This is a genomic window from Haloterrigena sp. H1 (genome assembly GCF_005938085.1).
Taxonomy (GTDB): Archaea; Halobacteriota; Halobacteria; order Halobacteriales; family Natrialbaceae; genus Natrinema.
Map to the genome: position 1 here is coordinate 2,131,501 of NZ_SMZK01000001.1, position 12,005 is coordinate 2,143,505.

Annotated in this window: 15 protein-coding genes; 6 read left to right on the top strand and 9 right to left on the bottom strand. The window is 57.1% G+C overall.

Annotated features, from left to right (window positions below; all coding sequences use genetic code 11):
- Positions 1-26 precede the first annotated feature (26 nt).
- Entirely contained in the window at positions 27-842 is an 816-nt protein-coding gene (locus tag E2L06_RS10650; protein WP_138781233.1) for an IS5 family transposase, read from the top strand.
- 395 nt (positions 843-1,237) lie between these two features.
- Here the strand turns inward: E2L06_RS10650 and E2L06_RS10655 are convergent, their stop codons facing one another.
- The 5 genes from E2L06_RS10655 to E2L06_RS10675 form a co-directional block, all read right to left on the bottom strand.
- Positions 1,238-1,447: a hypothetical protein gene (locus tag E2L06_RS10655; RefSeq protein WP_138781235.1), complete on the bottom strand. Its 210-nt coding sequence runs from the start codon at positions 1,445-1,447 to the stop codon at positions 1,238-1,240.
- A gap of 286 nt (positions 1,448-1,733) precedes the next feature.
- Positions 1,734-2,651: a hypothetical protein gene (locus E2L06_RS10660; RefSeq protein WP_138781237.1), complete on the bottom strand. Its 918-nt coding sequence runs from the start codon at positions 2,649-2,651 to the stop codon at positions 1,734-1,736.
- Entirely contained in the window at positions 2,644-2,883 is a 240-nt protein-coding gene (locus E2L06_RS10665; protein ID WP_138781239.1) for a hypothetical protein, read from the bottom strand. Before E2L06_RS10665 ends, E2L06_RS10660 begins: the two co-directional genes overlap by 8 nt.
- Before the next feature lie 109 nt (positions 2,884-2,992).
- Positions 2,993-3,361, bottom strand: a complete 369-nt coding sequence (locus E2L06_RS10670) for a hypothetical protein (RefSeq protein ID WP_138781241.1) — start codon at positions 3,359-3,361, stop codon at positions 2,993-2,995.
- 108 nt (positions 3,362-3,469) lie between these two features.
- Positions 3,470-4,462 carry a transposase gene (locus E2L06_RS10675; RefSeq protein WP_138781197.1) on the bottom strand — a complete coding sequence of 331 codons (993 nt, stop codon included), beginning with the start codon at positions 4,460-4,462 and terminating at the stop codon, positions 3,470-3,472.
- 108 nt (positions 4,463-4,570) lie between these two features.
- Here E2L06_RS10675 and E2L06_RS10680 point away from each other — a divergent pair, with 108 nt between their 5' ends.
- Positions 4,571-4,843, top strand: a complete 273-nt coding sequence (locus tag E2L06_RS10680) for a winged helix-turn-helix domain-containing protein (protein ID WP_249361419.1) — start codon at positions 4,571-4,573, stop codon at positions 4,841-4,843.
- A 191-nt stretch (positions 4,844-5,034) separates the two neighbouring features.
- Here the strand turns inward: E2L06_RS10680 and E2L06_RS10685 are convergent, their stop codons facing one another.
- Entirely contained in the window at positions 5,035-5,757 is a 723-nt protein-coding gene (locus tag E2L06_RS10685) for an HNH endonuclease (RefSeq protein ID WP_138781243.1), read from the bottom strand.
- A 736-nt stretch (positions 5,758-6,493) separates the two neighbouring features.
- Between E2L06_RS10685 and E2L06_RS10695 the strand changes: the two genes are divergently transcribed.
- The 3 genes from E2L06_RS10695 (at position 6,494) to E2L06_RS10705 (ending at position 8,967) form a co-directional block, all read left to right on the top strand.
- Positions 6,494-6,736 (top strand): MarR family transcriptional regulator, encoded by a 243-nt coding sequence (locus E2L06_RS10695; RefSeq protein ID WP_138781247.1) that lies wholly within the window; start codon positions 6,494-6,496, stop codon positions 6,734-6,736.
- A gap of 1,081 nt (positions 6,737-7,817) precedes the next feature.
- On the top strand, positions 7,818-8,471 hold the full coding sequence (locus E2L06_RS10700) for a hypothetical protein (RefSeq protein ID WP_138781249.1): 654 nt from the start codon (positions 7,818-7,820) through the stop codon (positions 8,469-8,471).
- Positions 8,464-8,967, top strand: coding sequence for a metal-dependent hydrolase (locus tag E2L06_RS10705; protein WP_138781252.1), 504 nt, complete (start codon positions 8,464-8,466; stop codon positions 8,965-8,967). Before E2L06_RS10700 ends, E2L06_RS10705 begins: the two co-directional genes overlap by 8 nt.
- 225 nt (positions 8,968-9,192) lie before the next feature.
- On the opposite strand, the gene E2L06_RS10710 is transcribed toward E2L06_RS10705, so the two are convergent.
- Entirely contained in the window at positions 9,193-9,519 is a 327-nt protein-coding gene (locus E2L06_RS10710) for a TRAM domain-containing protein (RefSeq protein ID WP_138781254.1), read from the bottom strand.
- Positions 9,520-9,980: 461 nt separating this feature from the next.
- Between E2L06_RS10710 and E2L06_RS22775 the strand changes: the two genes are divergently transcribed.
- Positions 9,981-10,103, top strand: a complete 123-nt coding sequence (locus E2L06_RS22775; RefSeq protein WP_283241357.1) for a hypothetical protein — start codon at positions 9,981-9,983, stop codon at positions 10,101-10,103.
- A gap of 56 nt (positions 10,104-10,159) precedes the next feature.
- On the opposite strand, the gene E2L06_RS10720 is transcribed toward E2L06_RS22775, so the two are convergent.
- Positions 10,160-11,398, bottom strand: a complete 1,239-nt coding sequence (locus E2L06_RS10720; protein ID WP_138781256.1) for an RNA-guided endonuclease TnpB family protein — start codon at positions 11,396-11,398, stop codon at positions 10,160-10,162.
- A 156-nt stretch (positions 11,399-11,554) separates the two neighbouring features.
- The gene (locus E2L06_RS10725) at positions 11,555-11,800 is read right to left on the bottom strand and encodes a PRC-barrel domain-containing protein (protein WP_138781258.1); all 246 of its coding nucleotides are present in this window, start codon (positions 11,798-11,800) and stop codon (positions 11,555-11,557) included.
- Positions 11,801-12,005 lie beyond the last annotated feature (205 nt).

Here is a 12,005-nt window from a genome sequence, read left to right on the forward strand (position 1 = left end):
CCGGGAAATGGACGCCGTCTGGCGATATGGCATCGCTCAGACGGCTAGCGCGAATGTGTCGAGACCTTGCCAAACAGCACGTCGACGATCCGGACGTACCCGCCGCGCCGGACGGCGCGGACGGGTACGCCAAGTGGACACAGATCGCGTTAATTCTGTTCCGCGTCGAACTGGAGAAGAGTCTCCGTGAAACTGAAGACTACCTCAACGAGATGCCAGGTGTTCTTGCTGTATTCGATCTCGACGAGGCACCGCACTACAGTTCGTTCTGCCGGTGGGAAGACGAGTATCGGATGCGTGAACTCCGCCGCCTGCTCCGCCGAAGCGCGGAGCAGGCGGGCTGGAGTGGTGAAGCTGCGATTGATGCAAGTGGCTTCCAGCGCGATCAAACCAGTCACCACTACCGCGACCGAGCGAACTACTCATTCCAGTCGATGAAGACAACGATCTTGATCGACGTGAACTCACTGGCGATCAAGGACGTTCATTTTACGACGCAGAAGGCCTGGGACGGCCACATCGGGATGCAGGTCTTCCGCCGGAACGCGGAAGACCTGCGTGTGTTGTCTGCTGACGCGAACTACTCGTGGAGCGACCTCCGTGAGGAGTGTCGCTCCGAGTCAACGCGACCGTTGATCAAGCACAGGGAGCAGACACCGTTGCAGAAGGCCCACAACGCACGAATGAACGATGACTACAACCAGCGCTGGATGAGTGAAACCGGCTTCTCGCAGTTGAAGCAAGACGACGGCGAGAAGCTCCGCTCCCGGAGCTGGCACGGCCAGTTCCGGGAGCTAACTCGCAAGTGCATCGTGCATAACCTAACGCAGGCGGCGAGTTAGGGCTCGCCGCCTGCTCCCCTTTTCCGGACGTATCCGGGAGAGGCATCGCCGTCGTCACCGGAACAACGGAGCAAGGTACCATAGTTTTGACTCATCAGCAATTGCTGTGACTGACAGCTACTGCATCTTCTGAGGTCGAAAAGTCGTCTCTAACGCCGTGAAATTGTAGATCAGCAACCCCACCCCGATGCCGTCTTGCGTTCAACAAGGCATTCCATCATCAGGGAATGCTCTGAATGTGGGCGTTTGAATACTCGGACTTAAGAACGAACGGCGTCGCGAGTACAGGAGGAATATCTCGCTGTCTTCGAGCCGCGAGTAGTTCATCCGAGGATACCAGCTGTCGCTAGAAGAGTCTCATATTCACTTGGGTGGCCGCCCGGTCCCATTTCTCTTTATTCGTCTTCAGCAAGCCACGGTAACGTGTCGACAAGGGCCTGTGTGGGCGTATCCACAGTCGTGCGATTTGCGAGTCGTTTCGATTCATCAATCGGTCCCTCGAGTATACGCCAGAAATTCCCGCTCTTTGTGGCTATGAGCTGCTGCCGGTCATGGTCCTCAACCAGAATCACGTCATCCCCAAGGTCCAGTTCGATATCAACCACTGGTTAGTGTTCTATTATTTATATTTTGAATGTATCGATAGCAAACTGCCGTGGGATCAACAAGGACCAACAACTATGAGCGGTATAAAGGGCGATGTTCGATATAGCCCGTGGACGGCTGTCGTCTCCAGGATCGATGCTCAAGGCCGTATTCGGAAGTGACCGCCGAATACCGCTCGAGAGATCCACCCATAGCTAACCAACCTACCAACAAACCGTCTGCGTGATGTGAGGTGGTGTGTGCTGAGAGATTGAGCCTCTCTCGAGGGTGTGTTCTACCGGATGTCTATGGGTGGCTGTGGACGCCAGCTGTCTCCGGAGCCTGTTCCAGCTCATTCGAGCCAGATATCTCACCGGGGATCGCTGCATCGGTGGAGAGTATCAACCGCCGTTCGGTGTACTCGAGACCGTTCTTTCGCTCTGTTCGTTTGCGAACCGCGACCCGATGATTCGACAGATCGAGTACGGCGTCAATCATCCGAGAGACAAGCTTCTTTGCGTACGTCTCGCTTGTCCCTGGCTCTTGGCGGCGAATCCAGTGTTTCAGATCACTCGCTTTGACGTACTCTGCGATATCCTTGCAGCCGAATTCCCATGGGTTGTCGCCAACGCTCGAGTCAGTACGTGCTTTCCACAGCTTTGCGGCGAGCTGTGTCGGAAGAGAATTCGCCGTCGAACGACGCATTTCCTCGTCCATCTGTGCGAGTTGCTGGATCGGCAGCAAGTCTCCGTGTGCGAGTGTAACGCTACTACCACGCTCAAGTGGGTCTTCCGATTGAGGAAGCCGGTAGTAGGTGTGGCCGTCGTCTTTGGCGATCCGCTCGAGACGGTCTCCATCGACATCGATTTCGTGATGATCGACGGTCTCCGTGAGGAGGTGAGCACCCTTTTCGAGTTCGCGGGCTTGGAGTTCCTCAATACGCTGTTTGTTCGCTCCTGATCGCTTACGCGCAGCATCTGTGAGTGCGTCAAGTCGAGTGGTCGCTTGCTCACAGTCATCGAGACGATCACGAAGGTGTTCGTTCGTCTCTTGGAGGTTTACTTTCTCAGTTTCGAGGCCCTCGAGTTTGTCTTGGGTCTGTTCGAGATCACCCTCGAGCGTACCGACACGCTCGGTGAGCCGTTTGTTCTGCTCATAGAGATCTTCGATCGCTTCTGCGAGTGTCTCGATGGTGATCTCACCGTATTCTGAGAGACTACGCATCAGCGTCACCCTCTTCGAAATGAGTACGATCGTAGGGTAGTGAAGTCCCCTCTCCGTCGTCACGGGCAAACGAAAGTTCCTCGAGATACTCGATACCGACTTCTCGCCACTGGGATTCGCATAGTTCGAACTCGATGCGCGCCCACGCATACTCGCCTTCGGGTTGTGGCTCGAAGACGAACTTTCGCATTGGGCCATGCACGGGCGTCCACTGAAGGGAGAGTTCGTCCATTATCGACCCTCCTTAGCCTGCTCGAGAAGTTCGCAATAGGCGTACTCGAGATCGCCCGGTGTAATCGGATGCTCGAGCTCGAGTGTAATGGTGACTCGCTTCTCATCGGTCATCGCAGATCACCCTCGTGCATCGCGGCGAAGATCTCTGTGACATCGAGGTGGGCCGGGCGGTCTGTCCGGCCTCTGACCGAGTCAACGTACGCGATCCATCTGTCGCGGTCTTCGTCTCGCTCGAGTTCTTCGATATGATCGGCTTCGCCGCGGACACGAAACCAGTACACTCCCGCATTCTCGGGAAGAAAGCTCTCAGCGCGGTCTGGCGTCACATAGACAGTGTTCGTGGCCTCATCAACGTGATGATGGAAGCCTTCGCTGTCTTTCCCGAGGTAACCGTAGTAGCTTCCTGATTGCTCGAGGACGATGTTGTCCTGCTGTGCATCCGAAATCGTTTCGTTTGAGGTAGTCGTAGTTGACATTGCCTTGTCTCAAGGCACGGTCGGCGGCGGTGGAGCGCCGCCGGCACAGACGTTTCATCTGACCGTATCCCGTGCTTCAACCTACTCGAGCCTGTCATAGAATCCATCTCATAGCTTCTCACAGCCCGGATTGTTTCCTCGCTCGTAGTTGGTGATCGCCACGACGAGTCGGAGACACAGCGCAAGGAACACTTCTGTCCGTGCGTGGACGCGGCCTCGGGCGCGGACGTGCCCGAGGCCGCAGTCCTTGACTGCGTCGTTGGTTCGTTCGACTCCTGTCCGGTTGTTGTACGTCTCCTCCAAGATGGACTGTTTCAGCTGCACGTCCTCGCTGTGTTCCTCGATTCGGTCTTCGACCCTGTACTCGATGTCTATCGGGTCGTCAGTGTTTCGCGGATTGTATGGAGCGATTGGCACGACCCCTGCGGCCAGCAGGTGGTCGTGCCAATCGAGGATGTCGTAGGCGCTGTCTCCCAGCATCCAGACCGGTGTATCGACGGCGAGCGCGTCACGTGTGACGCGCATCGCCGTCTCCTGATCCGCTTGTTTGGCCTGTGTGAACTCCGCTGCTATCGGGATCTTTGAACCGGTTGAAACGATCGTACAGCCGAAGCCGTAGTAGTATTCTTCAGCTGTTGGATCATAATTCCACGAGGCAGCGTCGTTGTGTTGGATCGCTTCAACGTGGGTCGAATCGATGGAGTACGTGGAGTCGAGCAGGCCGCGGGCAGCGGCCTGCTGGACGAGTCTGTCGAAGACATCGTCAATAACGTGTTCGAGGTCGGTGAGAAAGCGATCAACCGTATCTCTGGATGGCGGTTTGTCGAGTCCGCAGTAGTACCAGACAAGGCCGTTCTGAAGTTCTCGTGTAACCGGACGCGTGCCGTAGACATCCTCGTAGTAGCAGTGCAAAAAGCCGCGAAAGAGATCAGGTGGCTCGTGAACTCGTGTTCGCCCCCGCTTCGAGGGGGCGAACACGTCGTATTCCAGTAGAAACTCGAACTCAAGATGGTCGAACAGCGGTACCGTCTCGGTAGCCGCGACATTCAAGAAGTCGTCTACCGAAGCTACGTCTTGCAGGGCTGTGCTGGTGTTGGACACACTTCGCGCACCCTGCCGCTTCGTACGTGACGCTTTCTATGACAGGCTCTACTCTACAATCTTGAACTACATAGCACTTACGCAGTAAGTTTATAGAAAGTTCTATGTATGCGTGAAACGATCACGCTGATAGTCATGGGTATACAAACATTTGATATGGTTGAGTTGGACGACCGAGATCGATCTGTACTTGATGTGATGATCGACGGTCGGGCGAATCCATATCTGATTCGTGAGGAAACGGGATTGGACAAAGGGGATGTGAATACTGTGCTTGTAAGACTCGCTCGATTAGGCTATGTGGAACAGGTAACTCGAGGTCTGTATGAGATCACGGACAAAGGGCGCACAGCTGTAAACAAAGCGGACAGCAAAAAATAAGATTGACATCGATAACCGAGAAGACGCCAGTTTACGAGCCTAGCAGACCATCTTCACAGTCATACAGAGATTTCTCTTAATTTCGTCTCATCTGTGGATGCTTTACGAATACTGGTGATTATGACAGCCTCAAGACTGTTGATGAGTGGCTCTGAGCCCAGCAGACCTTTCCAGAACCACCCCTTCGAGCACTACTGTTGTGAAGGGGTTGTCCGAAGCGCGTCTCGTATTCTTTCGAGGGCTAACTCGAGTCGTTCAACGTCTCCCGATTCCAGTGCGTACTCGAGTTCGTCGAGATTACAGGTAACTTGTCGTCGAAGGTTCTCGAGTGCGGTTTCGAGTTGCTGCCGCCGTTCCTGTTCGAACTCCAACTGCATTCTTGCTCGTTCGGCGGCTGATTTCGCCGTTGCTGGGCAGGTTGCCTGATAGCGCGCGCTACCTATGCTCATTACGCAGTTCATCTGCTCGAGTTGCGACATGGTCATTCGAACCTCTTCGTCCGACAGATCGAGATTGCGACAGAGAAAACGGAGTGAGTGTTCTTTCTCTTTCAGCATGCGAAGGATGGTGAGCGCATTGTCCCGCCCGGTTTCTTTGAACTGTCGTTCAACGTGTGCCCCCTCGATATGACTGTGGCACGTCCCACAGACGGTAACGAGATTGAGGTCGACACGTGCATCCGCTTTGGGCAGATATTTTCCAGGAACGATGTGATGCGTCTCCATCACCAGTGGGTGATATTCGTAGTTTCCGTTGTGATCGCCACAGCGTTGACAGATATTCTGGTCTCGTTCCTTGACCTTCTTCGAGCGCTTTGTCCACCCGTATCCACGCTTCGTCGGATCGTCGAACTCCACAGCATCGTCCCTACGGGATTGTTCAGCAAACTCTGGTAGCTCCGAGAACGGACTCATGGTGCTGATCCCTCCTCTGGCGGGCTAAACGCTCGAGTTGCGAGTTCGGTCAAACAGAGTTGGTGCTTCCGTGGTGTAGGAAATGCGATCGTCCCGAGACGACCACCAACGAGCACTTCCGTTATACCAAGCGTGGGTGAACTGATCTTGTCAGGTGCACAGTCACGGCAGTACACCCGTGGAACGTCCCACTGTACGGAGTCAGCACACCGGCAGGCGTACGCGAACACGATGTCGGTCTCATGTAGCGCTATCCCACATCCGATACAAAGAGTGGTGTTTGATTTGGAGTCGACAGGGTGACCCTGTAGAACCTGTTTCGGCGTCGAAATAATGGATCGACTATCTTCACACGTTGAGCGTGTTTTGGCGAAAGAAGAATGATTGTCAGCGGTCATTCTCACTACTCACCTCGATAGACGACGGTTCAAAATATGTAAAACAGGATAGTCGATCACCAGTTGGACTATCACACCAGCTGTGATCGCATTGTTTGTTGTCGGTACGTTTTAATAGGGTAGTAGTCGAATTTGTCATTGCTTCTCGTCCCTCAGAGAAGCACGGGCCGGTGTACCAGCACCGGGCCGCAGAGTTTCTGCAGCCATTGTGCTTCTCATCTAGGTCTACTTCGGCCACCTACTTAATATTTTGCTAAGCAAAATGCTTGGCTGTGTCCTATGCTACCTTCTTAGCATAAGATGTAGTATTATGTTCTGTGATGCACGAGACGCTAATAATGGTTAATCAGAATTACGAGCCGAATGAACGAGAAGAAATCATTCTCGAACTCTTTAAAGAAGGCAAAGAATCCGGTGTGCCGTGGGGACGCGCGAATCCTCAGTTCTTTCGTGAACGAACAGATCTCGAAAAGGGACAAGTTGAGTACGCATTAAGAAATCTCACCACCGCTGGATGGATACGGCGATTAAACAAAGGGGGATTATATGAATTCGTTGAGGATCCACGCGACGAGAAGTAAACTACCCCCTATTCACTTGCTTGCCCTCACTCCGTGAGGAGACTTCCTGCCTCGAGAATGTTTCAGGCTGCATGCCGCCCTATCCGCCGTGAAGTTGAAAATGACAACTTGGTGACGGTATAACACACTTTCTCAATGACGGTCGACGACCTCGAGATGCTGCAGGAATTGCTGAGCAACCGATCTGACGGAGAGACTGCTCTTGAGGCCGTTCTCGCGGCCGACGCTAGTAACGAGAATCTCGCTAATCTCGGAACGGCTATTCTGACCGCCTTTTCAGATAATGGAACAGCCAGCCATTCGGAAACTATTATGTCGGCTCAGCTATGAGTGAGTTGCTCAGGGGAGATATTAGATGCTCGAGAAAGAGACAATCGGGAACGATCGTGCGTGGGAAATCTACTGCAATCGCGGAACGATCTGTCCGGGACACGCTGCTGAAATCACTGAACGCCGACAACTGTGTCGAGAATGGGCTGTTGCCGGTGAGCCACTTAGGTAACCGAGGACACCGCACCTAGGAAGTGGTGGAGTCGAGATGTGACTACAAGTACGATCGGCTGAGCCTTAAGCAGGTACTCTCTGTCTCGAAGCCAGGAGGAGTCGAGCGCCTCAAGATCGACGAGTTGCGTGTCCTACAGCCACGTTACCTATAGTCATAGCTACACTGGTAGCCGAACAGAGGCCATCGAACAGCGTGTTCTCCAGCGGTAGGAGGCTTGGGCCGACACCGCCGCGTGACGGAGAAGTAGCGGGGATGGCGCGGCTCTACTGGCGTCAGCAGAAGCTGCCACAGGCCAGACAGACGGCTGGCAACCACGGTTTGTCGGTGTGGATCGTGTCGTGGCGCTCGCAGCTGGGACACGTCTGCTCTGTTGGATGCCGGTTGGACATGTGTTAGAAACTAGTCGTTTGCCCGATGTATATGTGGGTTGCTATGTTGTCAGTGAAGTGCTATATAGGCCTCCTATGGCGCGGGACCGGCCGACACAGCGGGACGTGATGGCGGCTCCCGGCACCAGCGGGCCCGCCGGGAACAGAAGACATTTGGCCCCGCTAGCGCATCTCCACGAGAAGGACTATGTCGGATCCGCACGGGCATCGCAGTCGCGTGCTTGCCGGCGTCGTGCTCGTCGGACTCCTGATCACGTGTTCGGTCTGGGCGGGTGCGACGGTCGGCGACCTGACGGAGAGCGCGTATTCAGACCAGGCCGACGTGAGGTCGGAACCAGCAGCGTACGTGGGCGACCAGGTCGTTCTCGGCGGCATCGTCGTCGCTGCCGACCCTGTCGTGATCGCGACGCGGGCCAGCGGCTACGGACGGTTCACGCTCGAGGACGCCGACGCCCGACTCAAAACCGGTAACGCGCCGCTCGAGCGGGGGGACCGGGTGACGGCGTTCGGCACCCTTACAACCGAGTCGACCCTCGCCGTCGAGCGCGCGCTGACGCGCGACCCGGCCGAGACGCGTTACATGCTGGTCGTCTCGGCGCTGGGCGGGCTCTGGGTTGTCGGCCGGTTCGTCCGCCACTGGCGCGTCGACCGGACCACGCTCGCGTTTGTACCACGCGAGCGATCGCGTGGTGGCCGCCCCGACGACGACGGCCCCGAGAGGCGTGGCGCACGAGCGCTTGAGGGCCGGGCCGACCACTCGGCCACGACCGACGGCCCACGGACCGGCACTCACCGCGACCAGCGCAAGCGCACTAAGGGCGGAGGTGAGCCGCGTGCCTGACGTCTTGACCCACGTGCTCGTCAGCTACACCCTTGGCATGCTGCTCTCGGTTCGCTATGCGTGGCTGCGCCCGGCTCACGTCACGCTCGTCATGGCTGGCGCGCTCGTGCCAGACCTCATGAAGATCCAGCTGCTGGTGCCGGACGAGTTTGTCGCTTGGGTCCTCGGCGTCCCGTTCACCTGGAGCCCGATCCACACCCTCGTCGGCTCCGCGCTCATCATCGGCCTCGGTGGGCTCTTCGTGGCGCCGGCCCAGCGTCCCCGCACGGTCGCCCTGCTTGCGGTCGGCGCCGGCTCCCACCATGCCCTCGATCTCCTGTTGGTGACGGCGTCGGGCGAAGCCTACGCCATTTTCTGGCCGCTGCTCGACTATCGCCCGCCGGCGGGGGACCTCTATCTGAGCAGCGACCGCTGGCCGGCGGTCGTCGCCGGGGTGAGTGCGCTCTGCGTCTGGCTCGTTGCCCGCCGGCGGGATTCGGACCTGGCGCACGAGTGAGGCCCGTCTCGTCGCGGCCGGGACTCGAGACGGCCGCACTGCGCTATTTTAACGTGAGGAGACCCCCACAAGAACCTCGCGAGCCGTGGCCGTGTCGACAGTCCGCCTCGGCGTCGCCGATATGGTGGACGACTGGATCCGCCGGCGTCCCTTGGTCTCTCAGCATGCTGGTTCTCACCGCCGAGACGACACGCTGGGCTGACGGCTCTGGAAAATCGGGACTCGCTACGGTCCCGTGTCGACGAGTTCTGCTTCGCCGTGGGTCTCGTCAACGGCGGTGACTCGGACTGTGGCTTCGATTGCCGCAGTATCCGCCTCGAGAAAGAGGACGAACCCACTCTCCGTTTTACAGACGAGCGTACCGTCGGCTTGCTCGTCGACGATGTCGACGGTGACTTCGTCACCGGGATCTGGTTTCCCGCCGAGGGATTCGCCACATCGCCAACAGGCAGTGTCGTATGCTGTACTCCCTTCGGGGGCGTTGTTTGCCCCGCAGCGAGGCGTCTCACATTTGATGAACGAGTCGTGCGTTCTCGGCTGGTAGCGTCCCACACCGCCTCGACGCGACGGTTCACTAAAAACGTGCTGCCGGGCCAGCGACGCGGGCGTCGCGTGACCGGCAATGGCGGCGCTTGGGCCTTGGTCGCCGACCAGCGGCACCAACCTCTGGAGAGTGGTGACAGTCGGCCGCTTCCAGCCCCACCGCCAGCAGCGCAAGAGGCTTGTATCCTGTTCTGTTCCCGTCCGTCGTCGGTCACCAGCGGTTTCGGTGGCCGTCCAGCGACACCATCTCGACCGTGCTGCCGCTGGTCTTGGCGATCGAGCGGGTCTGCGAGCACCGTCACCAGCCCAGTGCTGGACCGCGCTCCATCTCCCGGTGCACTTGGCTCGCTGTCCCCGCTCATCGACTGGGATACCCGGGGCCGTTGGCCCGGCGCTCGACGCCGAGACCCACGAGGCTGTCAAGGCAGACATCGACGAATTGAGCCGCGGGACGCTGTCGCGACTTGACGATGAAACTCTGTGATACGTCGGTGCTCGTCGAGATCGATCAGGGCGGCGTCGGTGACCGGGTCGCGACCCTCGACGATGAGGGCCGCCACGCGATCAGCACGGTCACGGTCACCGAACTCTGACTCGGCGTGAACCGCCTCGGGGTCAAGCCCCGAGGCTTCCTGTTTCCACGACGTTGTCAGACTCTGTCTGACAGCCTGTCGAGGTTCCCTCGACAAACGCGCTTTGCAGACACCGAGGTGGTGTCCGTAGGGAGCGCAGTCTCCACAGGCGTGTCTTCGGGCCATCCCAGCCCTAGTTCAGAAAAGCCGCGTTGTAACACGTTCATCGCCGCATTCGCGTCACGGTCACACTCGAACCCACACGACGGGCAGGAGTGTTCCCGCACCCAGATGGGCTTCGCCGTCTCTACACCGCACGACGCGCATTCTTTCGTCGTTCCTGCCGCTTCGACCTGCACGACGTGGCAACCGTACAGGTCGGCCTTGTATTCGAGCAGAGTGATGAACTGTCGCCACGCCGCATCCTGCTTGTTCCGGGCGTTGTGCGACTGTTCGAGCATCCCTTTCACGTCCAAGTCCTCAACGAATACGGCGTCGTACTCGCGGACGAGCCACGTCGTAATCTTGTGTTGATAGTCCAACACCTTCCGGCGGATGTGGCGCTTGACCTTGGCGACCTGCTTGCGTTGTTTCTCGTAGTTGTTCGAACCTTGCTCCTTCCGCGAGAGTTTGCGCTGTTCGCGGCGTAATCGCTCGTACTCGTCTTCGAGGTCAAGCCAATCCACAGTCTTGCCGTCCGACGTGTGGATGTAGTTGAGGATGCCGAGGTCAATCCCGACGCTGTTACTCGCGTTGAGCGAGTCCACGTCGGGTTTCTCGGGCAGGTCGTCCTCATCGGTTTCCAGCCCGAAGGAGACGAACCAATCGCCGGTCGTTTCCTTCTTGACCGTGACTTCCTTGATGTCTGCTTCGTCGGGGATGTTGCGGTGGTAGCGGATTTTGATGTCGCCGATTTTGGAGAGCCAGAGTGTCGCATGTCGGCCACTCGTGTTTTTGAGTTCGAAGCCAGACTGCGAATACGTCATACTCTGGAACTCCCGTGGTGACTTCCACTTGAGTTTCCCTACCTTGTTCCCGTTCGCCTTCTGGTCAGAGAGGTTCGAGAGGTTCTGGTAGAATCGCGTGACAGTTCGTTGTAGGGCCTTCGAATTGACCTCTGAGAAGACGGGAAACTCGTCTTTCCAGCCGGGAAGTCGGTAGTGGTGTTTGTATGCAGACCCGATGGTATCGGCGTCAACGTGGGCGTACTCGTACAGAGTGTAGTTGTATGCTTGGCGATGAACGTCGATGTGGTATTCCAGTTCAGCCGCTACCTCTTGTGTCGGGTATACAGGGTAGCGGTGACTGTATTCCATCGCTGTCTCTTGGTTAGAAATGTGTTTACTTAGTGGTTTGTACCCCTGCCTATCGGATTCAACCCCGGGGTCAAGCCCCGGGGCATTCTCCTATACCGCTTGTAAACAAGCGCTATGACGGGGCGACGGCCCGGCAGGACGCCCTCGAGCATCTCGTTACGTGCGAATGATGATGTGGTCCCTGATGTCCTGGATGCAACTGATGGGAACGAGGAGTCGGCCGTCGTCGGTCGTTTCGAAGCCCGCTGACTCACTCGAGAATCGCCCGTGGGGGTCGACGACGAGATGGTCAAGCGTGCCCGATTTAATGCGCATTATGACATTGTGTACGATCCCGACCTCGCTGCCGTCGATGCCTACAACAGATTTCTGTCGAAGATCGCTTGCAAGTAGCTCGTCCATACGAGACTGTACACCGTTCTCCCCAGTAAACTATACTCGCCATTAAACAAATTGCAGTCATAGAATAGTTTGGTATACTAAGTTTTCGAACTGACAGACATAGGAATACACGACTGGAGTGGGTGAGAAGCAGGTTCCACCAGCGACGTCAGTGACCACTGTTAAACTCACCACCACTACGTCTCCACGCATACCACAACCACAT